The 25,058-nt window shown below is 66.4% G+C and carries 25 protein-coding genes; 16 read left to right on the top strand and 9 right to left on the bottom strand.

Features of this window, described 5'->3' with window-relative positions; genetic code table 11:
- The first annotated feature begins 122 nt into the window (after positions 1-122).
- From ABJK40_RS10580 to ABJK40_RS10595, 4 genes are all read left to right on the top strand, one after another.
- Positions 123-803, top strand: coding sequence for a PD-(D/E)XK motif protein (locus ABJK40_RS10580; RefSeq protein WP_348510265.1), 681 nt, complete (start codon positions 123-125; stop codon positions 801-803).
- A 167-nt stretch (positions 804-970) separates the two neighbouring features.
- Positions 971-2,785, top strand: coding sequence for a hypothetical protein (locus ABJK40_RS10585; RefSeq protein ID WP_348479170.1), 1,815 nt, complete (start codon positions 971-973; stop codon positions 2,783-2,785).
- A gap of 628 nt (positions 2,786-3,413) precedes the next feature.
- Entirely contained in the window at positions 3,414-3,719 is a 306-nt protein-coding gene (locus tag ABJK40_RS10590) for a hypothetical protein (protein ID WP_348479171.1), read from the top strand.
- Between the two features lie 101 nt (positions 3,720-3,820).
- Positions 3,821-5,014 (top strand): hypothetical protein, encoded by a 1,194-nt coding sequence (locus ABJK40_RS10595; RefSeq protein ID WP_348510253.1) that lies wholly within the window; start codon positions 3,821-3,823, stop codon positions 5,012-5,014.
- Between the two features lie 792 nt (positions 5,015-5,806).
- On the opposite strand, the gene ABJK40_RS10600 is transcribed toward ABJK40_RS10595, so the two are convergent.
- Positions 5,807-9,325: a TM0106 family RecB-like putative nuclease gene (locus ABJK40_RS10600; protein WP_348479173.1), complete on the bottom strand. Its 3,519-nt coding sequence runs from the start codon at positions 9,323-9,325 to the stop codon at positions 5,807-5,809.
- A 155-nt stretch (positions 9,326-9,480) separates the two neighbouring features.
- Here ABJK40_RS10600 and ABJK40_RS10605 point away from each other — a divergent pair, with 155 nt between their 5' ends.
- Both ABJK40_RS10605 and ABJK40_RS10610 read left to right on the top strand, forming a co-directional pair.
- On the top strand, positions 9,481-9,690 hold the full coding sequence (locus ABJK40_RS10605) for a hypothetical protein (RefSeq protein WP_348510254.1): 210 nt from the start codon (positions 9,481-9,483) through the stop codon (positions 9,688-9,690).
- A complete protein-coding gene (locus ABJK40_RS10610) occupies positions 9,687-10,079 on the top strand; it encodes a type II toxin-antitoxin system VapC family toxin (protein WP_348479175.1) in 393 nt (130 codons plus the stop codon). The genes ABJK40_RS10605 and ABJK40_RS10610 overlap by 4 nt, the downstream gene beginning before the upstream one ends.
- A 138-nt stretch (positions 10,080-10,217) precedes the next feature.
- Here the strand turns inward: ABJK40_RS10610 and ABJK40_RS10615 are convergent, their stop codons facing one another.
- The 4 genes from ABJK40_RS10615 to ABJK40_RS10630 all read right to left on the bottom strand — a co-directional run bounded on the left by ABJK40_RS10615 (position 10,218) and on the right by ABJK40_RS10630 (position 12,623).
- Positions 10,218-10,850, bottom strand: coding sequence for an excalibur calcium-binding domain-containing protein (locus ABJK40_RS10615; protein ID WP_348479176.1), 633 nt, complete (start codon positions 10,848-10,850; stop codon positions 10,218-10,220).
- Positions 10,851-11,166: 316 nt separating this feature from the next.
- Positions 11,167-11,550, bottom strand: coding sequence for a Fic family protein (locus ABJK40_RS10620; RefSeq protein WP_348479177.1), 384 nt, complete (start codon positions 11,548-11,550; stop codon positions 11,167-11,169).
- Between the two features lie 12 nt (positions 11,551-11,562).
- A complete protein-coding gene (locus tag ABJK40_RS10625; protein ID WP_348479178.1) occupies positions 11,563-11,760 on the bottom strand; it encodes a hypothetical protein in 198 nt (65 codons plus the stop codon).
- Positions 11,761-11,816: 56 nt separating this feature from the next.
- Positions 11,817-12,623, bottom strand: coding sequence for a transglycosylase family protein (locus tag ABJK40_RS10630; RefSeq protein ID WP_348510255.1), 807 nt, complete (start codon positions 12,621-12,623; stop codon positions 11,817-11,819).
- Positions 12,624-13,043: 420 nt separating this feature from the next.
- On the opposite strand from ABJK40_RS10630, the gene ABJK40_RS10635 reads away from it, so the two are divergent.
- The 6 genes from ABJK40_RS10635 to ABJK40_RS10660 all read left to right on the top strand — a co-directional run bounded on the left by ABJK40_RS10635 (position 13,044) and on the right by ABJK40_RS10660 (position 17,668).
- Entirely contained in the window at positions 13,044-13,391 is a 348-nt protein-coding gene (locus tag ABJK40_RS10635; RefSeq protein WP_348510256.1) for a hypothetical protein, read from the top strand.
- A gap of 44 nt (positions 13,392-13,435) precedes the next feature.
- Complete coding sequence (locus ABJK40_RS10640) at positions 13,436-13,717, top strand: hypothetical protein (protein WP_348481256.1); 282 nt, start codon at positions 13,436-13,438, stop codon at positions 13,715-13,717.
- A complete protein-coding gene (locus ABJK40_RS10645) occupies positions 13,689-14,078 on the top strand; it encodes a PIN domain-containing protein (protein ID WP_348481258.1) in 390 nt (129 codons plus the stop codon). The genes ABJK40_RS10640 and ABJK40_RS10645 overlap by 29 nt, the downstream gene beginning before the upstream one ends.
- A 132-nt stretch (positions 14,079-14,210) precedes the next feature.
- Positions 14,211-15,659, top strand: a complete 1,449-nt coding sequence (locus tag ABJK40_RS10650) for an aminotransferase class III-fold pyridoxal phosphate-dependent enzyme (protein WP_348481260.1) — start codon at positions 14,211-14,213, stop codon at positions 15,657-15,659.
- 64 nt (positions 15,660-15,723) lie between these two features.
- Positions 15,724-16,629: a pirin family protein gene (locus ABJK40_RS10655; protein ID WP_348481262.1), complete on the top strand. Its 906-nt coding sequence runs from the start codon at positions 15,724-15,726 to the stop codon at positions 16,627-16,629.
- A 1-nt stretch (position 16,630) separates the two neighbouring features.
- On the top strand, positions 16,631-17,668 hold the full coding sequence (locus ABJK40_RS10660; RefSeq protein WP_348481264.1) for an LLM class flavin-dependent oxidoreductase: 1,038 nt from the start codon (positions 16,631-16,633) through the stop codon (positions 17,666-17,668).
- Positions 17,669-17,711: 43 nt separating this feature from the next.
- Here the strand turns inward: ABJK40_RS10660 and ABJK40_RS10665 are convergent, their stop codons facing one another.
- The 3 genes from ABJK40_RS10665 to ABJK40_RS10675 form a co-directional block, all read right to left on the bottom strand.
- Positions 17,712-18,806: an ABC transporter ATP-binding protein gene (locus tag ABJK40_RS10665; protein WP_348481266.1), complete on the bottom strand. Its 1,095-nt coding sequence runs from the start codon at positions 18,804-18,806 to the stop codon at positions 17,712-17,714.
- Between the two features lie 118 nt (positions 18,807-18,924).
- The gene (locus ABJK40_RS10670; RefSeq protein WP_348481268.1) at positions 18,925-19,353 is read right to left on the bottom strand and encodes a hypothetical protein; all 429 of its coding nucleotides are present in this window, start codon (positions 19,351-19,353) and stop codon (positions 18,925-18,927) included.
- 48 nt (positions 19,354-19,401) lie between these two features.
- The gene (locus ABJK40_RS10675) at positions 19,402-19,671 is read right to left on the bottom strand and encodes a hypothetical protein (RefSeq protein ID WP_348481270.1); all 270 of its coding nucleotides are present in this window, start codon (positions 19,669-19,671) and stop codon (positions 19,402-19,404) included.
- 77 nt (positions 19,672-19,748) lie between these two features.
- Between ABJK40_RS10675 and ABJK40_RS10680 the strand changes: the two genes are divergently transcribed.
- The 4 genes from ABJK40_RS10680 (at position 19,749) to ABJK40_RS10695 (ending at position 24,187) form a co-directional block, all read left to right on the top strand.
- Positions 19,749-20,966: an HNH endonuclease gene (locus tag ABJK40_RS10680; RefSeq protein ID WP_348481272.1), complete on the top strand. Its 1,218-nt coding sequence runs from the start codon at positions 19,749-19,751 to the stop codon at positions 20,964-20,966.
- 224 nt (positions 20,967-21,190) lie between these two features.
- Positions 21,191-21,871 carry a Type 1 glutamine amidotransferase-like domain-containing protein gene (locus tag ABJK40_RS10685; RefSeq protein ID WP_348481273.1) on the top strand — a complete coding sequence of 227 codons (681 nt, stop codon included), beginning with the start codon at positions 21,191-21,193 and terminating at the stop codon, positions 21,869-21,871.
- 228 nt (positions 21,872-22,099) lie between these two features.
- Entirely contained in the window at positions 22,100-22,990 is an 891-nt protein-coding gene (locus ABJK40_RS10690) for an LLM class flavin-dependent oxidoreductase (protein ID WP_348481275.1), read from the top strand.
- Between the two features lie 1,017 nt (positions 22,991-24,007).
- Positions 24,008-24,187, top strand: coding sequence for a hypothetical protein (locus ABJK40_RS10695; RefSeq protein WP_348481277.1), 180 nt, complete (start codon positions 24,008-24,010; stop codon positions 24,185-24,187).
- A gap of 294 nt (positions 24,188-24,481) precedes the next feature.
- On the opposite strand, the gene ABJK40_RS10700 is transcribed toward ABJK40_RS10695, so the two are convergent.
- The gene (locus ABJK40_RS10700) at positions 24,482-25,042 is read right to left on the bottom strand and encodes a YceI family protein (protein WP_348481279.1); all 561 of its coding nucleotides are present in this window, start codon (positions 25,040-25,042) and stop codon (positions 24,482-24,484) included.
- Positions 25,043-25,058 lie beyond the last annotated feature (16 nt).

Here is a 25,058-nt window from a genome sequence, read left to right on the forward strand (position 1 = left end):
CGACGACGGTCGCGAGCGACGACCAGGCCGCCGCCGTCCGATTCACGACATTGACCGACGGCTACAAGGTGACTATCGCTCCGACGGCAGCCTCCAGCGTCACCGACCATCTCCTTGACGAGATGGTCCAACTACTCGGAGAAGGACACGATCCCGGCGACGTCGGACGAACAGCCCTGCAGAATTGGCGTGATCTCCTTGCTCGTCCCGCTGGAAGCCCGCTCAGCGACAACGCACTCGTCGGACTGTTCGGCGAGCTGGAGGTGCTCGAGACGATCCTTCGCCACGGAGGTCAGCTCGATCAGTGGACCGGCTGGGATAAGGATCACTGCGATTTCAGGCTGTCGAAGCTCGTGATCGAAGTGAAGTCGACCACCTCCGCAAACTATCGACGCGTCCAGATCCACGGGCTCGGGCAGCTCGCAGACCCGGAAGACGGCTCGGCGCTAGTGCTCGTTCTCCGTCGCCTCGAACCGTCTCCCGACGGCAGGAGCGTGCCGGACCTCATCGAGTCGATCGTTCGCCTCGGGGCTTCCCGTTCTGTCTTGCTCGATCGACTCTCGAACCTCCGCTACTCCGAGCAACACAAGGACCACTACGACCACTCCAAGTTCGTGTCGGTCGAAGTCGGCCTCCGTAACGTCGACGACTCCCACCCTCGGCTGGTACCGAGCATGCTCGCAGCCGTCGACATGTCGAGCATCGACAAGGTCGACTATGAACTCAACCTGAACGGCGACGCCGAGGCAGACCTCGACACCGACCTCGACTCGCTGATCGCCCGACACCTGGGCAACTCGTGACACACCTCGATCTCGTCGCCCAAAGCGAACGAATGCCCCCTACCGGGGGCAAAATCGAGGGCCCATCGCCACTGACCGGGCACCTCGGACTTCCCGCCCTGCTCGTTCGGGAAGCGGTGCAGAACTCCTGGGACGCAAGAGACGCAGATCGAGGCGACGCTCCCGTCGTGTTCCAGATCGACGGATGGGACATCGACACCGACCGTCTCGAACACCTGAGAAAGTTGCTGCCCATCGACTCACTCGGGGGTTTCGACAGGGAGTCAGATGGTGACTCGGGGAACGGTCTCCTGCACCCCAAGGCCGTGCTCCAACGCGACAACGTGAGGCTGCTCGTCATCTCCGACCGCAACACTGTGGGGTTGTGCGGCCCGAGTCGAAGCGGCACCCATTGGGATCCGATCCGGAACGGCAACTCACTCGGCAACGGTCAGCAGCGTTTCGCCAACTTCATCCGAAACATGGGTCGGGCGACGGACGACGTCGGCAAGGGCGATGGCGGGTCGTACGGCGTCGGCAAGAGCGCCCTGTGGATGGCGAGTGAGTGCGGAACGATCCTCGTCCACACGCGAACGACGGACAGCGCTGGCGAACCGGTCGAGAGGTTCATCGGGTCTGTCCATGGTGAGTTCTTCGTCCATGGCGATCAACAGTTCACGGGTCGACATTTCATCGGAGCGCAGGCCGAAGGCGACATCATCGAACCGATCGTTGGGGCGCGTGCTGCCGCAGCAGCAGGCGGACTGCCTCTGCCGTCGTACACACACGATGGTGAGCCGGTCGATGGAACCTCGATCGTGATCGTGGCTCCACGGCTACATCTGGGCTGGGAGATCGAGATGAATCGTCTTCGTGATGCGGTCCGGTGGCACGTGTGGCCGAAGCGAGTTCCCGGAGTTCGCGACACCATGGCCGGGGCGGACATGGATTTTCGTATCCACTGGAACAATCATCAGGTCGACCTCCCTGCGCCGCTTGACGACCCGGAGATCCGTCCGTATGCGAAGGCGTTGCTCGATTGCGCTCGGGAGCGCAACAGCGACGAAGCCGACCGAGATCTGGTCGCTGAGTGCCATCGACCCAAGAAGGTCCTCGGGACGGCCAAGTTCCGTTCCGGCGGAAGTCACGATCAAAACGTGTTCCATCTGACGCTGACCGATGAAGAACTCGAGACGGTCCGGCCCGACGGTTTTCAGGACGGAGACGAGATCGACGACGAGCCAGCCGTCGATTTCGGCGTGCCATGGGGACAGATGGCGCTCATTCGCCGAGAGCCGCTACTGCTCGTCAAATACGAGCCGATCAACGGTCCTGACGCCGCTGCCACTGACGTCGGCGTGTTTCTGTCTGCCGATGACCCTGAGGTCGAGGGAGCGCTCACCAAAGCCGAGCCACCAGCGCATGACGACTGGATTCACAAGATCGTGCCGAAAGAGCACACCCGGGACCACCGACGAACGTTCGCGAAGCGAACCGTGGAGGAGATCAAGCGAGCCCGCAAGCAACTGATCGGCAGCTACCGCTCAGCCGACGCCGGTGAGCGAGGCGGTGGCGAACAACTCGTGTCGAGACTGATCTCGGATGGGCTTCTCGGCGGACTCGGTGGTGGCGGTGCCCCGAAGCCTCCGAGTAAGCCGGGAAAGGCTCCGACTCGGAAACCACGAGCAGACCTCACCGTGGTGAAGAGCTACCGAGTGGCAAAAGACATGGTTCACGAACTCGACGTCCTTCTCGGCGGCATCGGCGAGAAGCCCATGAGCATCTCGCTCACGGCGGCAGGGAGCGGGCACGACAACACCGGTACGATGCCGGTCGACGGGCTCGTCACCTTCAGCTGGATCTCGGACTCGGGAACTTCTCAGCCGGGTGACCACTTCTCGACCACCGGGGTCGACGGAGCCCGACTCGGACTCGTCGTCCACGTCAGAGGCGACGTTCGGTTCCGGCCGAAGGTGAAGGTGGAGATCACCGATGCCTCTTGAACTCAGACCCGGCTGGTGTCTTCCAGACGACGCGGTCAATGAAGTGATCTCGCTCGGCGACTGGACCGTCGCCGACACCGGGCGATCGGCACTCGCGAACAATGGTGACGACTGGAAGCCAGGACAGTCCATCACCATCACGAGGTCAGTCCAGTTCAGCGTCGAAGCACTCGATGTTCGGAGGCGACTCGACCTCGTTGCCGGACAGGTGCTCGGAGTCGCGGCGCGCTGGTCCTGCAGGGCGACGAGCACAGCCGGCATCCATTCGGGTGGTCCCGTTCCCGTCCCGCTCTCGGACTCGACCTGCCTCACGCTCGACATACCGGCCGATATCGCTGGGTCGGTCGAGGTCGAGACGTGCTTGATCGTTCATTGGACTGTCGATGAACGACCCAACGATTCCTGTCCTGACGGGGCGCTCGTCTGGAGCGATGGTTGGACGAATCCGATCCGCGAGCGGACGATACTTCTCGAGGGTGCAGAGACTCGGATACCGGTTCGGACCGTCTCGTTCGAACAGCGTTTCGGTGAGCCATCCGGTTCGCTCTGGGCAGTCGACCTCGACACGTCCATCGAACTCGACGACCTCCTCGCAAACGTCGTGACGGTGCTCTTGAACCGTGACGTCATGGATCGCGACTTTCATGATGCAAACGGCGACCCCGACCCCGCAACACTCCCGCCTTCGTCTCTCGCAGGGATCTCGGTCGACCTCGTCCGTGTGCTGACCGCCGCACTCGCAGAGGAGCTGCATGCGGTTGAGGACTGGACCGACCTGGCGGACGGCACGGTCGGTCAGATGCTCGTCCTGAGGCTGACCGAGGCGTTCGGATCGGTGAGTGGTGCGCTGGCCGATCACGAACACGATCAACCAACTTTTTCGCGTCGCCTCTGGAACAGGTTCGCTCCTGACTCGTGGAGGGCGCAGGGATGACCCGCTTCGAGCAGGGTACGCACTTTCCGAGAGCGTCAGGAAGCAGCACCTGGCTACCGCTGATCGATCTGCACGGAGCGGCACCGGACTCGCTGGAGCAGATGCCGATCGACCTTCGCCGCGCCGAGTTCCACCCTGCGGGCGACCGCCAGGTGAGCCAGGATGAACTTGTCGCTTGGCGCGACGATCTGAACGCGTGGGCCCACGATCGTGGCTACCCGTCCGCGTTGAATTCCGAAAGACGGTCCACTTGGGACGTTGAGCTCGGCGCCCGGCTCATCGAGGACACCTCCGGCCTCTCGGAAGCATTACACCCCGACGTGTGGTGTTGGATCGCTACGCACCTCCTCCCCCATTTCGTTGTCTATCGCTGGGGCTGGCCCAACCTGAAGGATGGAAGTCCACCGGCTGGTCGATCTGAGTGGGCCCGATTCGGGCCGGATCTCAGGAACGCTCTCCGCCTGGCAATGCACCGAATCCTGACGTACGGCCCCGATCTTGCTGCGCGTGCGAGCGAGCAGGAGTTCCAGAGCATCCAGTACCGACCCGCATTCGGACTTGACCAACGCGTTGCGCGAATCGTCCTTCACACGCTCGTCGAAGCCTTCGACGACCCGAACTCGAACTACGGCAAGAACGGGGGAACGAGGTCGCTGGACAACAACGACGTCTGCATCGAACTCCGAGTGATCAACTCGCTGCGACCTCTGTGCTTCGTCTCCGATGAGAACCTTGTTCAGATCGTGCATGACGTCGTGAAACGGCTTCCCGATCTGCGCTCCAACGAGTCGAATTCCGCTGCCCCGACTGAGTTGGCTGAGAGAGAGACGTCTCGACGGATCCAAGGGTTGGCCAGTTCCTCACTGCGGGAGGGTCCAAGGGCTGAAACCGCACCGGTTGAGTGGCACGTGGGATCCGAGTTCCGATCGCCACAGATGGCGAAGAACAACCGTGCTTCTGAGACCTACCGCTCCTCGCCGACCGCGAAACTTCGCGACATCTCTGCCGTTCCCCTCGGTCGAACCCAGTGGACATCGAGAATCAACGGGCTGGTGGGCTTGGTGACGGTCGAACACACAACGGCGCGGCTTCGATTCAGCGGGGTGGATCGCGAATCCGGGAGGCAACTTCGTTCGCACGATGGGCCAAGCCCTGCTGTGTTGGACAGCGTTGGAAATCCCCCCGGGAAGGGAAAGAACGGAGAATTCACATGCAACGGGTGGCTTTGCCTCTACGACGAATTCGGACGGCGGCTCAACGAGATCGCCCCGCCCGTTGAGGGAGATGTGCGGTAAGCCCATTCGTTGTCGGCTGTGCGACTGAAGTCGAATCTGTTTCCTGGAGTTCTCGCACGGTCTGAGTCGGTGGAGCGACCTCACATCAACCAAAAGGAATCGAACCCCATGCCTGGGCGTAACCGAAGCGGCCAGAGTTCTGTAGAGCCTCCACGAGTCCCGGAGCGCGACTGAACCACTAGATGAACTTCGTTATCGTCAGGAGGTGGCATCCAGCAGCACAGACGTAGACATTCGCTTCCTCCGGCACCGTCGGGCGGACCGTGTGCTACGACTCGACGGCCACGGAATGCCGAGACCCCGGTCAATCGACGAGGAGGCGGTGGACGAGTTTCACCGAATCTGCGCTGAGGGCCAACATCCCGTCGAAGCGGGGCCTGACTACGGGAACGACTTTCTCCTCATCGATTGCCATGACGGTCAGCCGATCGCGTATTCACCGCCACACCGCTTTGGTCAGTTCTGGATCGTTCCACGTCTGTGGCTTCGTCAAGTCGAAGGCATTTGGAACCTCTTCAGTCCTTATCCATGCGCTGGCACGTATCGAGCGCATCATGTTCTCCGAGTGAACCGAGGAAAGCGGATGACATGCCTCGAGCGAGACGACTGCTCGATGCTGGTCATCGCTCCGTCGTTGGCGTCGATCGAGCAATACGGACTGTCGCAGTACGAAGACGACGGTTTTCACCTCGGCGACTGAGGGAGCTGTCGAAAGAGTGGTCCGGCTCGATCTGGGTCGAAAGTCCAGTTAGGACGGCGTTGAGTGCGGATGCGTTTGGAGGTTCTGGCGAGCTACACGTTCGCTTGGTAGTCCGCCCGTTCGACGAAGGCGCACAGCGCGCCGATCTGTTGCATCTGCGTCACTGACTTCGCTGTCGTGTCCAGCAGTTCCTCCGTGCACACCAGGTAGGCGAGGCACCTCGCCCGGCTGATCGCCACGTTCAGGCGGTTCTTCGAGAACAGGAAGTCCGACGTGCGGGGCATGTGCGCCGACGACGATGTCGTCATCGAGAAGAACACGACCGCTGCTTCCTGACCCTGGAACTTGTCGACCGTCCCGACCGGCACGCCACGCGTGCGGACATCGGCGCCGAGCACTTCGTCGATCAGACGACGCTGGTCGTTGTACGGCGCCACCACGATGAAGTCCTGCGGTGTCAGCGGTGCGACGTCGCCCTTCGAGTCGGTCCAGTCGGTCCCCGTCAACTCGATGATCTGTGCAGCGATGAGGTCGGCTTCCACCCTCGACGAGCGTGAGCAGCCATCGTGCTCCGCACGGATCCAGCGCAGGCCCGTTCCGGCCGCCGTCGACTGCGTCGAACACGACGGGTGCGTGCCGAGTTGACCGTCGTACATCACGTCGGAGATGAACTCGTTCACGTCGGGATGCATCCGCCACGTCGTGGCGAGGAACACGCCGCGATCGGTCGGCATGGTCTGGCTGTCGCCGAGCACGTGCTGCAACGCACTGCGACCCGATCCACCCGGATGGCTCGCCTTCGAGACCTGCGGCAGCTGCTGCGGGTCGCCGAGCAGGATCACGCTCTTCGCCCCCATCGACGCCGCCAACATGTCGGCGAGACCCAGCTGGCCGGCCTCGTCGATGAACAGGACGTCGACCGGTTGCTCTCGCATCTTCTCGCTGGCGAACAGCCACGCCGTCCCGGCGAACACGTTGCACTCGTCGAGGTGCTTGGCCTTGATGTCGCCGTACTCGACGTCGTCACGATCCTCGAACGTGCGGTCCGAACCACTCTGCTTGATCGCACGCAGCCCACGGTCACCCGCATCGTCGAACATGCCGACGACCGCACGCATCAGGTTGTCGATCGCCGAATGGCTCATCGCGCAGACGCCGACCCGCAGCCCATCCGACACGAGCGCTCGGATCACATGCGACCCCACGTAGGTCTTGCCCGTGCCAGGTGGGCCCTGGACCGGGACGACCGTGCGATCCATCCGCGTCGCCCAGTCGACGACCGACTCGACACCGGGCTCGAAGCCGTCGGCGACCGGATCGGGACCGGCGGTGAACCGCGGTGGCTCGCCGAACAGGAAGCGGGCGGGAGCGCTGTCGACTCGACCGTCCAGCACCTCGGTCGCCAGGTCACGCAGCGCGACGAGCTTCGCCTTGGCAGGGAACAGCGACCACTCGGCGACGGCGGTCGGGACCACACCTTCGTCGATCCGTTCCTGGTTCCAGGGGATCGTCAACCGGCGTGCGTCGACGTCCACATCGGCTCGGGCGGTGCGTGTCGCCTGGTCGTCGACGAGGAACGCGACGTCGCATCCCATTTTCAGGTCGTGGCTGATGTCCTGCGTTGGGAAGTCGAACGCGTAGCCGGGGGTGATCGGCTTGCCCGTCTTGCCGAGACGTTCGACGACGCCCACCGGGACGAGGCCACCGATCGCCGCCGGGTCGTCGACGAGCTCGGCCAGCGGACGGCTGAGCTGGAGCCGGACCTCCATGTAGGTCGCAGCATCCTCCCGACGCCAGTAGCCGAGCAGGTCGCCGAGCAGGTGCTGCGGCGTCTCGGGTTCGAACTCGTGGAGCCGCCGGATGAGTTCGTCGGTCTCCTCGTCGCGTTCGTACGGGTCGAGCACCGCGGCACGCCACTCGATGTTCGGCCGCACGTCGACGAGCCAGTCGCGCACGGCGCGCGTCGCCCGGACGTCGTCCTCGTTGTACCTCGCGATCGCTTCGAGGTGAGGTGCTCGAAGCACCGTGTCGAGTTCGCGCATCCAACGCTCGTACTCGACGACGGCGCCGCTGCCCTTCGTGATCGCCTGGCTCCGGACGAACCCGGTCACCGACTCGACCTTCTTCAGGCCGTACGACTCGACACCGATCTGGACGGCGCCGGTGACGATCGGGAACAGGTCGACGAATCGGCCCTCGGCCACCAGCTTCTCGAGTTCGAGTTCCGCCACGCCGTGGTGCTGGGTCAGGCGTTGCAGTGACGACCGTTCGGTGTGGTTGTAGTGGTACACGTGCATGCCGGGAAACCGGTCTCGGCGGTCGGCGAGGTACTCGACCAGTGCGACGGTCGAGGCACGCTCCTCGTCGACATCGTGCGACCACCAGGTCGTGAACTGCCAGTCGTCGTCGTCACCTGTGGCCGTGTTACCGCTGGCGGTCAGCGACGCTTCGGTGCGTTCGATCAGGCCGAACAGGAAGAACAGACCGGCGTCGGCCGTCCAGAACGGGTGGCCCTCGAAGTCGAGGAACACGTCGCCGGGAGACGGCTCGGGCAGCGCGGCGAACCCGGTCGGCTCGGTGGTGACCTCATCGCCGGTTGCGTCGACGCTGTCGTCGGCTCGGCCGCGAGCGGGCATCGTCATCGACTCGGGGATGATCTCGACGATCGGTGCGGCGCCTTCGGGGAGGGCGGCGGTGCGGACCTGGAGGTCGGCCTGACGGACGTGGCGTTCCCCGTTCGCGATGCCGAGATCGGACGTCGGATCTGCGTTCGCCAAGGCCTTCATCGTGGACACGCCCTGCTCGACGAGCACCGACCGATCGGCGGCTCGGAGACCGCTGACGTAGACGAGCGAGTCGTCGGCCCGCCACTGGTCGTCGCAGACCGAGGCGTAGTCGCAGAAGTCGCAGTGCGAGCAGGGGATCGGCTCGGTGATCGCCGCCGATGCACCGTCGATCGCCGTGGCGAGGCGGTTGCGGAGCCGTTGCCAGTACGGCTCGACGTCGGCGAGGCGGATCCGTTCGCAGTCGCCCGATCCGAGTTCGAGGGCGACCGTGTCCGCCCGGCGACCCGTAAGCGCTCGCACGGCGTCGGCGTAGAAGCAGAGCTGGAGGACGTGGCCCGGCTTGGCCTCGCTGCGGGTGAGCTTCGCGTCGACCGCCTCGTAAACGGGTGCGTCGTCGGGTGAACCGTCGACGCGGAGGAGGAAGTCGGCCACGCCACGCACGCCGTCGTGGATCAGCGGGAGTTGATAGACGACATCCCACTCGCCGGTCGCCATCGGATTCCCGACCCGGGCGACCCACGCATCGAACGGCTCCCAACCGCCCGGGAAGTCACGGGACGTCAGGCCACCGGCGTCGGGGGGCGTCGGGTTGTCCGGCGTGATGCGTGCGGGCACCTCGAAGACGCGCTTGCCCTCGGCCCGGTATCGGGCGAGGACCTCGCGTTCGTGCGCCTCCCCCTTCTCGAGCAGCATCGTTGCCATCTCGCCGAGGCCGGCGACCTCGATCTTCAACGAACCGGTCGTCCTGCGGTGGTCGAGCGTGAGGGTGTGGGCGCACGCCAACCACGCCGTCACCTTCGAGGGCGAGATCAGTCGGTCGGTCATTGTCCGATTGTTGCCGATGCTCGTGGGGCTGGTGCCTGATGCCGTCGGGAGAGCCGAGCCGATTCGTTCGGAGCGGATCTCGAGATCGGATTGCGAATGCATCTCGCATGCAATGCTGCTATTCTGCATGCATGCCGGCGATGACGATCCGTGAGGTGCCCGATGAGACACGCAACGAGCTGGCCGCTCGGGCTGCTCGGAGCGGACGATCGTTGCAGGAGTATTTGCGACAGACCCTGATCGACCTCGCCGCCAAGCCGGACATGAACGAGATGCTCGACCAGTTGCGCGCGCGGAAGGAAACAACGAGATCTCGTCTGAGTTCAGAGCAGATCCTGGCATTCCGTGACGACGGTCGGCGTTGAGCATCGTCGTCGATGCCTCGACGGTCGTGGCGGCGTTGATCGACGACGGGCCGGATGGACGTTGGGCGGAGGAACAGCTTCGGAGCGGCCGGGTGGTGGCACCCCATCTGCTCCCGGTCGAGGTCGGTCACGTGTTGCGACGAGCTGAATCAGTCGAAACCGTCGGGAAGGATTCAGCTGCCCTCGCCTTCGCCGCCCTCGTTCGGCTTCCGATCGAACTTGCACCGTTCGAGCCCCTCGCCGAGCGGATCTGGGAACTGCGATCCAACCTCACGATCTACGACGCGTTCTACGTCGCGCTCGCGGAGTCCATCGATGCTCCGCTCGCCACGCTCGATCTGCGCCTCGCTCACGCGCCCGGCACGAGGTGCGACTTCATCACGCCGTGAACTGACCTGGATCGATCGGCTGACGCAGCCGGCTTGCGGAGCCAGTGGACAACGTCCCGCATGCCCGACGCAATCGGATCGCCAACGCGTCTGTCGTCGAAACGGTTGCCGTCGTCTGCCACGACGACGGGTCGAGTTCTACTCGCAGCCGACACCGTCACCGTCGCGGTCGAGCTTGCTTTCGTACCCCGGGTCGCCCCGGTAGATCGGATCCGCACCTGCAGCACGCACGGCATCGCAGTTCTGATACGAGACGTTGGCCGGAGCAGGCGGAGGTGGGGGTGGCGGAGGAGGTGGGGGCGCATTCGTTGTCGTCGTCGTAGTGGCGATCGTCGCTGGAGCCGTCGACGCAACGACAGGATCGACGAACGGCACGATGGACACCGGGGCGGCCGTCGTCGAACTCTCGACTTCGGCGAGCGAGAGCTGCCACTGACGGCTGAGCTCGGCCAGTGCCTCGGGATCGTCGTTGCCGTACTGGTCGCACCAGTCCCTCAGTCGAGCTTCATCTTGGTTCATGTTGTTCCAGTGCTCTTGCCAGAACTCCTCGCCGTTGAAGGCGCGGCCCATCGTCTGCTGCACGCAGTCGTCGACCAGCGCAAGCGGAGCAGCGGGAACGGTCGTGATCGCTGTGTCCTCAGGAACCGGGACGGCGCTCGCTGCGACCGCTTCGGTCGAGTTCGTCGACGCCGTCGAGTCGGCCGGCTCCTCGCAGGCAGCGGAAACGAGGAGCACGCCACCGAGGATCACGCAGCGTCCGAACGTTCGCACGGGAGTCATCAAGCGCGAGGAGCCACCGGCCCGCCCGTCGGTTCCACTCGTGCTGCTCGCGATCGACATCATGCACATCCATCGGTCGATGGCGGGACGAAACCAGCACGAGGACACCTTCTTGTCGAACTCTTGCCAGATCAGATTGTTCGAGATCGTTGGCCAACGATGATCCCGATGCAGCGACGGATGTGCTCCTCGATGTGCTCGACGTCCTCCGCAACCTGCGGCTGGTGGTCTCGTGACGAGCGGTATTCGACGGTCCGACCGAACGCACGAACCCGTCATCAGAACCTCGCGGTCGGCGATGCGAAGGTCATCGCCCCAAGAGCACCAGCAAGCGGTCGGCGATCGAATCGACCGTCAGCGACGAATCCGACGCCACGTCGATCACCAGGTCGTAGGCGCCATTGAGGTCGACCGAGGCGACGTCGACGTCGCTGTTCAGCGCGCCGAAGACGACGCTGGCGGTCCAACCCAGCCGTTCGTTGCCATCGATCAGCGCAAGGTTTCCGACCAGCGATTGGAGCAGCGCAGCGGCCTTCGTCCACAGGTCGGGATACGCATCGTCGCCCATCACCGTCGACGCAGGCCGAGCGACAGCGGAATCGAGCAGGCCGACATCACGAATCGGCGGTGGCGACCCGAACTGCTGCACCGCGATCGCAATCACGTCGTCGAGCGTGAGGAACCGAGTCACCGGATCGAGGAACTACTTCGAGAGTCGATCGAGGAGGTCTCGGTGGTGCTCCATGACAGAACTGCTGATCGCGAGCACTTCGTCGCGCTGCGTCCGTCGTGCGACCTCGTTGCGAACGGCCTCGACTGCGAGTGCGTGCATCGACATGTTCGCCTTCGCCGCTGCTTCTGCAAGCGCAGCGTGTTCTGCATCACTGAGCCGCGAGGTCATCGCCGCACGTGATATCGAACTGGTATCACGTGCGGGTTCGCGTCGCGAGCGACCGTTCAGGACAGATGGCGGCCGCACACGGGCCAGGGGCCACTGCCCGCTTCGATGTAGAGCGCGAGGGCCATGGCGTCCTGGTCGGCCGGTGTGGCCGCTGCCGGATCGATGCCGACGAGTGTCGGATCGTTCCGGTCGGCGACGCTGTCCCAGGTCGACTGGACGAACTGGTAGGCGCCTCGGTAGCGGCCACTGCTGCTGGCGATCGCGTAGTCGCCGCCCGACTCGCAGTCGCGCAGAGCGGCCCACTCCTCGGCGCTGGGGCCCAGCGGAGCCTCGTCCGGAACACCGTCGGTGCTCAACGCATCGGCCTCCAGGACGTCGAGATGGGAGCGGCGGGTGACGACGCCGTACCGGCCGTCCACCTCCACGTTCAGCACCTGCTGCAGCGCCGCCACGCGCAGGCTGTCCTCGCCCCACGTGTAGGTCTCGGTGAGGAGCGCCTGCACGTCGAGGTCCGGTTCGGCCACGGCCACGGCTTTCCATTCGGACAGAGTCACGACTCCCGGTTCGGACAAGGTCGCGGCTCCCGGTTCGGCGACGGTCTCAGCGACCGCAGTCGTGTCGGGCTGCGGGGCCGATTCCTCGACCGACCCGACCCTCGGCGTGAAGACCGGTTCGTCCGCGGTCTCGGCGGGGCTCACGGTCGTTCCGGTCGGCACGGCGGAGCCGTCGTCGGCCACGGCGTTGACCACGAGGGGTGCGCCGACGATCGTCACGAGCAGTGCCGTGACCACCGCCGAACGACGGAACGCGGAGCGGTGGGGGCGGCGACATGCCGCGGCGGGGGGTGGGGTGAGGGGAGTCATGACGCTTCCTGCCGAGGTGCGCCTTCTGCAGCGGCACCGGCGGGTCGTGTGCGGAACTTCGCCGCAGACGACCGAGATGGTCGGATGTCGAAATGTTACGGAATGATGACGGAGCCGGCCACGAGACATCGGGCACAGGAGTCCGGAGGGTCGTTCGGGCCCCGAACACGTGGATCAGGCGGGGCCGACAGCGCCTCGAGGAACTCTGATGTACCCCTGTGCTTGAATGATCTCCGAGGCGTTGTCCGACGCCGAATCGTTGTCATCACGCAACCGAACTCACGACCACGAGAACGGAGCCACACGATGGCAATCCACGAGCGAGACCTCTTCGACACGTCCACCGACCAGCCGGCCTGGCCGCACCCTCACGACGAAAGCGCCTTCACCACAGGTTGCCCGGAGTGTGATTTCACCCGGATGGTCCTCTCGATCCAGCGTGAGCTCCGGCTCACCGTTCGGGATCTCTGGATCTCCGGTTGGACTCCGAACGGCTTGGCGGATGAGATCCGACGCCGTATCGGCACGGGTGCTCGCGACCTCGTCATCCACGCGCTGCTCGACGAGAACGAGACGCGAAGCGATCAGGCGAAGGCGGAGGACTGGACCCGACAGGTGGCGTGCCTCGCGACTGAGGCCGGCGTCGACGACTGCGACACCGGCTGGGTCGCCCGGTGGACCTTCCGACAGAAGGACCGGACCGTCGCGGGCATCGTCCTCTTCGATGCGCTCGACGCCCTTCACGACCTGCTCCCAGATCCCGGATGATCTCGGAACCTCAACGGTCCGACCACGGTGCTACCGTTCGTCTCATGCCCCGTGGAGCGCCTTCTCCGAAGATCTCGATCAGCATCGCCCCATCGGTTCACACCCGTCTCGTCGAGGCGGCCGAGGCCGAGGGGGTCACGGTGTCGGCATGGATCACCCGGGCCGCCGAGGACCGACTCGCGATCATCGACGGGTTGGCGCTCGTCGCACAATGGGAGGCCCAGCACGGTGCCTTCACCGTCGACGAGCTGGCTCGCGCCGACGAACGAGTGCGAGCGGACCTCGACCCGAACCGTCATGGGGGACGCGATGACCGTCGCCTATGACGCCGGCCCGCTGATCGCTGCTGATCGGAACGACCGGGAGATGTGGGCGTACCACCGCCGTCTGCTCGAGCATGGCCGACGACCGGTCACGACAGCGCCGGTGGTCGCTCAGGTGAGTCGACCCTCGAGTCAGGTCACGCTTCATCGCCTGCTCGCTGCCTGCCGGATCATCGGATTCGATGCCGATGACGTGCGATCGGTCGGGGCACTGCTCGCCCGATCGAACACGTCGGACGTCGTCGACGCACACCTCGTCTGCGTCGCCGAACGCATCGATGCCCTCGTCCTCACCTCCGACGGCGACGACATCGCGCACCTGGCCGACCATGCCGAGACGTCGGTGCGACACCGCCGACTCTGACGTCATCCGCGACGGAATGTCGACCGACCTCCCGAGCGACCCGGCCGAGTGCTCGTCCCGACGTAGCGAACGGTGATGGCGGCCGGTTCACTTCCAACAACCAGCATCACATCGCTCCCTTGGAGGCAGCAGATGACCACCACCGACGCAACGAGCGACTCCGCCACGTCGCACACGAACACCCCGACCTGGCCGTCGCACGACCCGGCCACGCGCCGATGCCTGCCGACGACCTTCCGTCCCGTCGACCACGACCGGGTCGCGTCGCTCGTGGCCTCGGAATGGGAGCGGTTCGCGAAGACCACCCCCGGATCGGCCGAGCACAACGTGCGCGCCAGGAGGACACTGCCGCTCGGGGTCACCTCGTCGTTCCAGCACTGGGACCCGCACCCGATCTCGGTCCAGTCCGCCGAGGGCGCCTGGATCGCCGACGTCGACGGTCGCCGCCTGCTCGACCTGTCGATGGGCTTCGGTGCGATGCTGGTCGGCCACCTCAACCCGGTGGTCGTGGAACACGTCACCCGGGCGCTGGAGGAGGTCGGCACGCTCTTCGTCACCCCGAGCCCGCAGGCGACCGACATGAGCGAGCGCTTCTGCGCCCGCTTTGGCTTGGACCTGGTGCGCTTCACCAACTCGGGCACCGAGTCGTTGATGTACGCGATCCGCGCCGCCCGGGCGTACACGCAGCGCAAGGCGATCGTGAAGATCGAGGGCGGATACCACGGCGGGTACGACCCGCTCCAGGTGTCGGTGAAGCCCGCGCTCGCCGACATCGGCCCCGCCGACGCACCCGTGGGCGACGTCCCCTTCGACGTCGAGGCGGGCACCGTCCACGTCGTCGCGTACAACGACCTCGCGATGCTCGAACGCATCCTGGCCGAGCACGGTCGGGACGTCGCGGCGATGGTGGTGGAACCGGTGATCGAGAACCTCGCGATCGTCCTGCCCGACGAGGGGTACCTCGCCGGCGTGCGAGCGCTGTGCGACCAGCACGGCGTCGTGTTGATCTTCGACGAGGTGAAGACCGGCCTCACCGCCGGCCACGCAGGAGCCGCGCAGCGCCTCGGCGTCCAACCGGACCTGATCACGCTCGCCAAGAGCATCGGCGGCGGCCTGCCGCTCGCCGCGTTCGGCGGCAAGCGCGAGGTCATGGAGGTCGTCGTCGACGGGCGGATGGCCCACTTCGGCACCTACAACGGCAACCCGCTGGTGATGGCCGCCGCTCTGGCGGTCGACGAGCTCTGCACGCCCGACGCGCTCGCCGCTGCCGAGGAGATCAACGTCCGCGCGCTCGACGCGATCGACGACGTCATCAAGCAGTACGAACTTCCCGCCCACACCGTCGGCATGGGTGTGAAGGGCTGCGTCACCTGGTCGCCCTCACCGGTGCGCAACTACCGCGACTACAAGGCGACCGACTTCGCGACCGCCGAGCTGTCGTGGCTGTGGGGCGTCAACCGCAACATCCTCACCCCACCCGGACTCGACGAGCAGTGGCTGGTCTCGCTGATGCACACCGATGCCGACATGGACCTGCTCGTCCACGACTTCACCGCGCTCGCCAAGGCGCTGCGCGACTGAAGGTGGCGACCGGCTCGGTCGTGCACCGGCGAATACCGGAGCCGGTCCCGGGGTTGCACCACCCGTGGAAACAGCCATCGAACTGCGGATCGACCCGCGACACCGTCCCGTCGGATCCAGCACGGTCCGCCGCCTGCTCCCGTTCCGGGAGCGACGGATGGTCGGTCCGTTCATCTTCGCCGACCTGATCGGTCCGGAGGAACTCGCCGACCAGTCGTCGCCGAACATCGATGCCCACCCGCACATCGGTCTCGCCACCGTCACCTACCTCCTCGACGGACGGATGGTCCACCGCGACTCGACGGGTGCCGTCGCCACGATCGAGCCCGGTGACGTGAACTGGATGACGGCCGGTTCGGGGGTGACCCACACCGAACGTGCGCACCCCGACGACGCGAACGTGGCTCGGTCGCTGCACGGTCTGCAAACGTGGGTGGCACTCCCCGATACATCGGAGGAGGCGGCCTCGGCCTTCGAGCACGCCGACGCTGACGCGTTGCCCACCGAGACGGTCGGACGCTCACGAATCCATCTCGCCGTCGGCACCGGGTGGGGAATGGAGTCGTCGGTCGTCGGCGCCTCACCGCTCGTGCTGGCCGACGTGCGACTCGACGCCGACTCACCGGTGCCGATCTCCACGACGCACGCCGAGATCGCCGTCCTGTCGGTCGACGGCGACATCGCGATCAACCACGAGCGGATCGAAGCAGGCCAACTCGCCGTGCTCGACACCTCCCGGGAGCTGACGCTGAGCGGATCGGGCACCGCGATCGTGCTCGGCGGCGACCCCGTCGGGAAGCGCCACATGTTCTGGAACTTCGTCCACAGCGACGAGGACCGGATCGAACAGGCCAAGGCCGACTGGATCGAGCAGCGGTTCCCCACGGTCCCCGGTGACCACGAGCCCTACGTCCCGCTCCCGGGCCAGACCTCGCCGAGCCCCGCATCGACGCCGACACGAACGGACTGACATGCAGATCGGAATCGACAGTTTCGCGGCAACCATGCCGGACCCCGCGACGGGTGTGGCCGTCTCGGGGGCCGACCGGATGGAGGCGCTTCTCCTCGAAGTCGAGACCGCGGATCGGGTCGGCCTCGATTCGTTCGGGATCGGCGAACACCATCGCGCCGAGTTCCTCGACGCTTCACCCGCCGTCATCCTCGCGGCAGCGGCCGCACGCACGCAGCAGATCCGGCTCACCAGCGCGGTGACCGTGCTCAGCGCGGCGGACCCGGTCCGGGTCTTCCAGGACTTCGCCACCGTCGACCTGATCTCACGCGGCCGAGCCGAGATCGTCGTCGGACGCGGATCGTTCGTCGAGTCGTATCCGCTCTTCGGCCTGGAGTTGCAGGACTACGATGAGCTGTTCGTCGAGAAGCTCGGACTGCTCCTCGAGCTGCGCGAGAGCCCCGAGGTCACGTGGAGCGGCCGGTTCCGGCCGCCGCTCACCGGCCAGGGAGTGTTCCCCCGGCCGCACCAGGACGAGATCCCGATCTGGGTCGGCGTCGGCGGCACGCCCGAGTCCTTCGCCCGGGCCGGCGCACTCGGCCTGCCGCTGATGGTGGCGATCATCGGCGGGACGTTCGAACGCTTCCGTCCGCTCGTCGATCTCTACCGCGAAGCCGGACGACGTGCCGGCCACGACCCCGACTCGCTGAAGGTCGGCGTGCACGCGATGGGCTTCGTCGGTGAGACCGACGAGGCGGCACGCGACAGCTTCTTCCCCGGATGGGCGCAGATGATGTCCGGTGTCAGTCGGGAGCGGGGCTTCGCGCCGCCGTCACGCCGGCAGTTCGACGCGATGTGCGGGCCCGGCGGTGCCTTCCTGATCGGCAGTCCGCAGACCGTCGCCGACAAGCTGATCGCGACGAACGACGAACTCGGTGGGCTCGCCCGGGTCACGTTCCAGATGAGCTCGGCGGCACTCGAGACCGCCGGGATGCAACGCTCGATCGAGTTGCTCGGCACCGAGGTCGCACCCGTCGTCCGGTCCGCACTCGCCGACTGACCGTCCGACCTCGTCAATCCGGCTGCCCGGCTCGATCACCGTCTCAGGTGGACGGGTGGTGGATCGCCATGCGCGTCCGGGGGTCGAAGAAGTGGAGTCGGTCGGGCGGGATCGCCAGGTCGAGCACGGTGTCGGCGCGCGGCGCACGGCCCGGCGTGAGGAATGCGACCGGAACGCCGAGGGCCTCGGCGTAGACCATCGTCTGGTACCCGACACTCTCCGTCGTGCGCACCACGGCTTCGATGCCGTCGGTCGTCGGAGCACCCACCACCAGATCCTCCGGGCGAACGCCGACGACGACGTCACCACCGTGGTACGGGTCGATCGCCGACGTCGTCACCGGGATGCGATGCCCGAGCACGGACACGTGTCGCCCGCCGCCACCGGCGTCGACGCGGCCGGCGAGGATGTTCATCGACGGCTCACCGAAGAAGTCGGCGACGTCGACCGTCGCGGGTCGGTCGTACACGTCCGCCGGCGTGGCGTACTGCTCCAGGCGGCCGTCGACGAGCACGGCGATGCGATCACACATCGCCATCGCATCGCGCTGATCGGCCGTGGCCATCAGCGACGTCAGTCCACGGTCGTGATGTGTCGCGACGATCTCGGCTCGGACCCGCGCCCGCACCTGGTCCTCCAGGTTCGCCAACGGCTCGTCGAGCATCAACGCCACCGGCGCACCGATCACGGCCCGTGCGAGCTGGACCCGACGCCGCTGCCCCTCCGACAACGTCGAGGGACGACGATCGAGGAGCGATTCGAGACCCAGACGCGACGCCTCGCGCCGCAGTCGCTGGTCGATGTCGCCGACCGTCGCACGCTCCTGTCGGACCTCGAGCGGAAAGCAGATGTTGCGACCCGCCGAGAGATGTCCGAGCAACTGGTTCTGCTGCGTCACCAACCCGAAGTACCGGTCCCGCGACGCGATGTTCGTGATGTCACGGGAGCCGACGAGGACGCGACCCGACGTCGGCGCCTCCAACCCGCACAGGATCCGCAGCACGGTCGTCTTGCCGCAACCGGACGGTCCGACCAGTCCGACGAACTCGCCGGCGGAGATCGCCAGATCGAGATGATCGACGGCCGCCGGCGCGCCCGGCCACGCCTTCGTCACGTCGTCGAGCACGATGCCCTGCACGCGCGACGACGGTAGTGAATCCGCCGTCGACGGGCCAGGCGTGGTCGCAGGTCGACTGCTGGGTGAGTCGATGGTCGACCCACCGGCAGTCTGGACCCGCCGCCGGTGCCCGTCGTGGTCAGCCCACGCGGCTCGAGGCCTGCGGCACCGCCCAGTGTTCGAACGTCGACTGGAACGGCGCGATCTTCAGGTTGCTGTTGAGGATCGAGATGAACGACTGGCCGCCGGCGCTGTCCGTCTTGAGGCGGGTCATCGCCACGTACGCGAGTCGCTTCGACCCGGCGTCGGCGCGGATTCCCATCACGAGCACACGCGTCTCCCATCCCTTGAAGCTGTGCACGGTGCACCCCTTCACGCCCGGGGCGTCGGGCCAGAACCGCTGCTTGCGGCGCTGCTGCTCGTTCTTGTTCTCGCTGAAGATGTGGTGCACCGCATGCCCGGCGTCCTCGATCACGTGGACAGCGTCGATGCCGTCGCGGTGCTGCTCGCACAGGAACACGACGTCGTTCGGCGACAGCTCGGGATGCGCCGCCAGCAGCCGCACCACTTCGCGACCGATCAGGCGGCCGAGTTCGTTCGGGCGATCGGTGTTCAGTCACCGACGACGCGTCGGGTTCGACGCGCCGGAGATCGCCACCCGATCGGCGGGCACCTCACCGGCGATGTGCTCACCGTTCAGGTATTTCGCAGCGAACGCGTTCGCCATCGGCACGAGGTCGCTCGGCAGGCGGTACGACCCGCTGAGCTCGGTCCACGGTCCGGAGAATCCGGCGCCGAGCATCCGCTCCTCGTCGGTCCACGCCTTCTTGTCGTACACGTCCTGCGTCGGGTCGGACACGAGCAGCATCTCGCCGTCCTCGGCCACGACGGGTTGCGCCCGATGGATGCGTCGACGTTCGTGTTTCGGAAACCCTGTGACACCCCCTGGGTACTGTTGTTCGTATGTTGATGTCGGGGGTGATCGAGCGAGCGGAGCGGGTGATCGCGGTGCGCGCCGACCCCGCTGCTTCGGCTGCGTCGCTGACCTCGGCGATGCGATCGGTGGCCGAACTGCGGTCGTTCCTCGCGGCAGCTGATGCCGATCTTGCGGTTCGGTTGCGGGCGGTGTCGTCGTTCCCCGAACCGGAGATCGCTGCGGTGTCGCGCGAGTCGCTGTCGGCGGCGTCGACGGTGATCGAGCGAGGCGAGACCCTCGCGGTGGTGGCCGGATTGGCCGAGGCACTCGATGATGCCAGGGTGACCGCTGGGCATGTCGATGCGGTCACGCGTGGTGCCAAGTCGCTCGAGCCATCGCAGCGTGACGCGTTGTTCGGTCGGATCGAAGGGCTCGTCGAGGAGGCGGGTGGGTTGTCGGTGGCCGAGTTCGCGCGTCGTGTGCGTCGTGAGGCCGACGGGGTGCGTGCCGATGACGGGATGGCGAGGTTGGAGCGTCAGCGGCGGGCGACGTCGATGTCGACGTGGACCGATGACGAGGGCATGTGGAACGTGCGTGGTCGGTTCGATCCGGTGACGGCGTTGTCGGTGTCGTCGGCGCTGGAGCGTGCGGTGGAGGCGTTGTTCGCCGAGGCGGTTCCGGAGTCGTGTCCGTCCGATCCGATCGAGAAGCAGAAGCATCTGCGAGCGCTCGCGTTCGCTCGTCTGGTCGAGGGTGGTGTCGGTTCGGGCAGGCCGGGTCGGGCGGAGTTCGTGGCGGTGATCGATGTCGATGCTCCGGCGGTGGCGGGTGCGGCGGCGGTCGACTGGCCGATTCCGATCGAGGTGCCGCAGCGGGTGTTGGCGTCACTGGTTGCCGACTCGGACGTGACCACCGTGGTGGTGCGCAATGGTGTGGTGTTGCACGCGCCCGGGAATCTGGATCTCGGTCGGGCGACGCGCCTGGCGAACCGGGCACAGCGGCGTGCGTTGCGTGGTCTGTATGCGACGTGTGCGATTCCTGGCTGTTCGACCGGGTTCGACCGGTGCAAGTTGCATCACGTGGTGTGGTGGCGTCACGATGGGGCGACCGATCTGGACAATCTGTTGCCGGTCTGCTCGCGTCATCACCACGCCATCCACGACGGCGGATGGAACGTGCAACTCGGCCCGAACCGTGAGCTCACCCTGACGTTGCCGGACGGCAGCGTACGCAACACCGGGCCTCCGAGTCGGAGGGCGGCATGAAGTGGCCGGGTGCCTTGCCCGGTTGCCTTGCCAGGTCGCGTGCTCGGTCAGCGAGCACGACGGCGCGCCGCTCGCCGCGACTGCAGAGCCCCCATGTCCCGGGCGACCTCTGGTCACACTCCAGGTCGGCGCGTCACGTGTGGACGCGGAATGCGTCCGCATCGTGACGCGTCGGCGTGGGCCTCGTGGATGCATCGTCGTCGACGGAACGACATGATGTTCCGATGCTGGCGATCGTCGGGAGTGGTGAGTACCTGGCGGGGATGACCGCCGTCGATCGCGACCTCCTCGACCTGTTCGACTCGCCGGCCCGGGTGGTCTGCCTGCCGACTGCGGCCGGCACGGAGGGCGATCCGATGATCGACGACTGGATGCATCGTGGCGTCGCCCACTTCACCGCTCTCGGCGCCGACGCCGCACCGGTACGTGTGTGGGATCGCACGAGCGCAGACGACGTCGGCCTCGCCGAACAGGTCGGGGCGGCCGACCTCGTGTACCTCTCCGGCGGCAAGCCGACCCACCTGTTCGACAGTCTGAACGGGTCCGTCGTGTGGCAGGCCATCCTCGACGTGATCGGTCGCGGCGGCCTGCTCGTAGGGTGCAGCGCCGGAGCGATGATCCAGGGCGAGGTGTTCGCCGGCTTCCCTCGCTCGCACCAGGGATTCGGCCTGTGGCCCGGCGCCCACATCGTTCCGCACTTCGACGAGATCCCGACGGCCGTGGTCTCAGCGATGCGCTTGGCGCTGGGCCGCGAACACACCCTCGTCGGCGTAGACCGGAACACGGCGTTCCTCCACGCCGACGACACGTACCGGGTGATCGGCGAACGAGTGACGATCTGGACCCGCGACGACAAGGTCGAGTTCGGACCCGGTGAGGTTCCTGCCGGCGCGATGCCGTCGTGACCCGCGGCGACGAGGTCGAGTTCGGTCCCGGTGAGGTTCCTGCCGGCGCGATGCCGTCGTGACCCGCGACGGCGAGGTCGAGTTCGGTCCCGGTGAGGTCCCTGCCGATGCGGTGCCGTCCTGACCTGCGGCGACGAGTCGAGTTCGGGCCCGGTGAGGTCCCCGCCGACGCGATGCCGTCCTGACCCGGACGCGCGCACTCGGAGCGGCACCTGCGAACCTGTCGGGATGAGTAACGACGCAACGAAGTTCGGATGGTTGTCGCCGGTGGCCGGCCACGCGGGGAGCGACTTCCAGCCGATCGTCATGTACCAGGAGGAGCACATCTTCCCCGGCGTGCTGGAGCACTTCGACTCGCTGTGGATCGCCGATCACTTCTACGGCTTCGACGCCGACAAGAAGGAAGGCTTCCTCGAAGCGTGGGTCACGCTCACCTGGCTCGCCGCGCGGTACCCCGACATCATGCTCAGTCACCACGTGCTCGGCCACGGCTACCGCAACCCCGCACTCACGGCGAAGATGGCGGCCACCCTCCAGGTGCTGTCGGGCAACCGGTTCATCCTCGGGATCGGCGCCGGCTGGCGCGAGGACGAATACGACTCCTACGGCTACGACTTCCCGTCGAACGCCACCCGTCTGCGCCAACTCGAGGAGGTCGTGCAGATCTGTCGGCTGATGTGGACTGAGGAGCACCCGACCTTCACCGGCGACCACTTCGCCATCGACGACGCGGCGGCAACGCCACGGCCCGACGTGGTGCCGCCGATCTGCATCGGGAGCTCCGGTGAGCAGATCGGTCTGCCCATCGTCGGACGCCACGCCGACATCTGGAACGGTTCGCACCGGGGCGGCGACGAGTCCTGGCTGCGGATGCGAGACATCGTCCGCGCGTCGGCGATCGACGCCGGACGCGATCCCGATGCCGTCGAATGCAGCATGACCGTCGGGGGTGACCTTCCCGAGTCCGACGCGGACTCCGAGGCGTGGGTCGAACGCCTGAGCCACCTGCGCGACCTCGGCGTCGAGCACTTCATCATGGACTTCGGCCACCCACTCCACGCCGACCCCGCCCTCCGCTTCGTCGAGCAGGTCATGGCCTCCATGCGGAAAGCCGGGTGAAGTCGACGAACCAGCACGGCCACCATCGATGACGCGCCGAGCGTCGACGAAGTCGCGCCCGGATGGTGGCACGCAGCGGATCAGCGATCGAGCGGCGATACTCGGCATCACGATGGCTGAGTACGAGGACTTCCGAACACCGGGCCGCAAGCGTTCGCGCAACAGCGTGGACGACGACGTGCACGACGCAGAACTGTCCGCGAAGAGCCTGCAGGAGATCGCGCACGACCGCGGGCGCATCTGCAAGAAGCGCGGCTGCGTCGTCTGTGCGCCGCTCGTCGAACGTCGCCGCGAGAAGAAGAAGGAACGCAAGGCGGCAGCGCGCGCACTCCTCCACGAGAAGGGCCAGCCGTGCGGAGCGCAGAAATGCTCCGTCCCGGTCTGCGTCGCCGCTCGTGAAGCAGGCTCCTCGTCTGCGTCGTCGCCCACGTCGTCGTTGCCCAGCTCGTCGTCGACCAACTCGTCCTCGCCTGCGTCGTCGTCAACCAACTCGTCGTCAACCAACTCGTCGTCACCCAGCTCGTCGCCGCCCAACTCGTCCTCGTCTGCGTCGTCCGCGTCCGCCTCGTCATCGGCCCCCGTGCGCGACGAGCGACCGGTCCCGCCGCCGACCGCAGCGCCCGCCACCATGTCGACCAGTGCAGTGGACTCGACGGCCGGAGCAGCGCCGACGGAGAGATCGTCCGCCGCTGATCGGCGAACCGGTGGACCGACACCGGATCGGACGCACCGTCGACAGGCGGATCGGCACCGCGTGGGCCTTCCGTGCGGGTTCGAGGACTGCCCGCGCCAGGAGTGCATCGACGGCTTCGCCAACGAACGCACCCGGCGGCATCGTGCTCACCGACCATGCCGGTCGGCCACATGCGACAACCCGATCTGCGTCGCGGGCCGATCGACGGACTGAACGGTCGAGATCTGAGCAAGGGTCGAGATTTGGACGACGGTCGGGACCTGAGCAACGGTCGCGATCCGAGCATCGGTCAAGATCTCGACCGGACGAGCCGATGAAGGAGCGTGCTCGCATTCACCGACGTCTCCACGCTCCGCGGACATGATCGGCCCGCCGCCGGATCACGCATCCGCCGGCTCGAGGCCGAGGTGTTGATGCAGGCGATCACTGCGCTTCACCTCGCCGACCTCCTCACCGACGCCGAGTACGAAGCGAAACTCCAGCGCCTCGCCGCCCGACTCTGAACCGACTGCACGCGCCTACGCGGGACTGCACGCGACTGCACGCGACTGCCGGGACTGCCGGGACTGCCGGGACTGCACGACTCAGACGTGACTGCAGGCGACTGACGGACTGCACGCAAGTGACGGGACTACGCGGGACTGACGGACTGCGGGCGACAGACGCGATTGCGGGCGACTGACGGACTGCACGGGAGTGACGCGACTGCACCCGCTGCGGCCGGAACGCGACGAAGCCCGGCCCACCGCGTCGATGCGGTGAACCGGGCTCCGGCGAGATGAACGTGACGGGAGAGGTCAGGCCGAGGCAGGAGCGACGAGCTGGATGTCGAGTTCGATCGCGACCTTGTCGCTGATCATCACCTTGTCGCCGCCGAGCGGGACGTTGAACTCGATGCCGAAGTCCTTGCGCGAGATCTGACCGGTCGCCGAGAACCCGGCGCGGGTCGACTGGTCCATCGGGAACACCGAGGTGCCGAAGAACTCGACCTCGAGCTCGACCGGCTTCGTGACGCCGTTGATCGAGAGGTCGCCGAGGAGCGTGTACTCCTCGCCGCTGCCGACGATCGACGTGGAGTTGAACACCATCGTCGGGTTGGCCTCGGCGTTGAAGAAGTCGGCCTGCTGGAGGTGGGCGTCGCGGTCGGTGTTGCCGGTGGAGACCGTGCTCATGTCGACGACCGCCGACACGACGCTGGACCCGAGGTCGTCACCGACGGTGAGGCTGGCCTCGACGCCGTCGAAGCGACCGCGGACCTTGGCGAGGCCGAGGTGGCGAACGGTGAAGCCGACCGTCGAGTGCGACGGGTCGGCGGTCCAGATCCCGAAGGAGAGGGGGAGTGATGCTGTTTCTGTCATGGAAATGATCCTAACG

The sequence above is a fragment of the Ilumatobacter sp. genome, from assembly GCF_039969435.1.
In the GTDB taxonomy this organism is placed as follows: domain Bacteria; phylum Actinomycetota; class Acidimicrobiia; order Acidimicrobiales; family Ilumatobacteraceae; genus Ilumatobacter_A.

Excerpts from the sequence above, each read along its gene's own strand:
- ABJK40_RS10625 (WP_348479178.1), bottom strand. The coding sequence starts at position 11,760 with ATGACCTCGCGGCTCAGTGATGCAGAACACGCTGCGCTTGCAGAAGCA.
- ABJK40_RS10635 (WP_348510256.1), top strand. The coding sequence starts at position 13,044 with ATGGTCCTCTCGATCCAGCGTGAGCTCCGGCTCACCGTTCGGGATCTC.
- ABJK40_RS10685 (WP_348481273.1), top strand. The coding sequence starts at position 21,191 with ATGCTGGCGATCGTCGGGAGTGGTGAGTACCTGGCGGGGATGACCGCC.
- ABJK40_RS10600 (WP_348479173.1), bottom strand. The coding sequence starts at position 9,325 with ATGACCGACCGACTGATCTCGCCCTCGAAGGTGACGGCGTGGTTGGCG.
- ABJK40_RS10630 (WP_348510255.1), bottom strand. The coding sequence starts at position 12,623 with ATGACTCCCCTCACCCCACCCCCCGCCGCGGCATGTCGCCGCCCCCAC.
- ABJK40_RS10580 (WP_348510265.1), top strand. The coding sequence starts at position 123 with ATGGTCCAACTACTCGGAGAAGGACACGATCCCGGCGACGTCGGACGA.
- ABJK40_RS10660 (WP_348481264.1), top strand. The coding sequence starts at position 16,631 with ATGCAGATCGGAATCGACAGTTTCGCGGCAACCATGCCGGACCCCGCG.
- ABJK40_RS10595 (WP_348510253.1), top strand. The coding sequence starts at position 3,821 with ATGCCGATCGACCTTCGCCGCGCCGAGTTCCACCCTGCGGGCGACCGC.
- ABJK40_RS10690 (WP_348481275.1), top strand. The coding sequence starts at position 22,100 with ATGAGTAACGACGCAACGAAGTTCGGATGGTTGTCGCCGGTGGCCGGC.
- ABJK40_RS10700 (WP_348481279.1), bottom strand. The coding sequence starts at position 25,042 with ATGACAGAAACAGCATCACTCCCCCTCTCCTTCGGGATCTGGACCGCC.
- ABJK40_RS10650 (WP_348481260.1), top strand. The coding sequence starts at position 14,211 with ATGACCACCACCGACGCAACGAGCGACTCCGCCACGTCGCACACGAAC.
- ABJK40_RS10590 (WP_348479171.1), top strand. The coding sequence starts at position 3,414 with ATGGATCGCGACTTTCATGATGCAAACGGCGACCCCGACCCCGCAACA.
- ABJK40_RS10640 (WP_348481256.1), top strand. The coding sequence starts at position 13,436 with ATGCCCCGTGGAGCGCCTTCTCCGAAGATCTCGATCAGCATCGCCCCA.
- ABJK40_RS10645 (WP_348481258.1), top strand. The coding sequence starts at position 13,689 with ATGGGGGACGCGATGACCGTCGCCTATGACGCCGGCCCGCTGATCGCT.
- ABJK40_RS10680 (WP_348481272.1), top strand. The coding sequence starts at position 19,749 with ATGTTGATGTCGGGGGTGATCGAGCGAGCGGAGCGGGTGATCGCGGTG.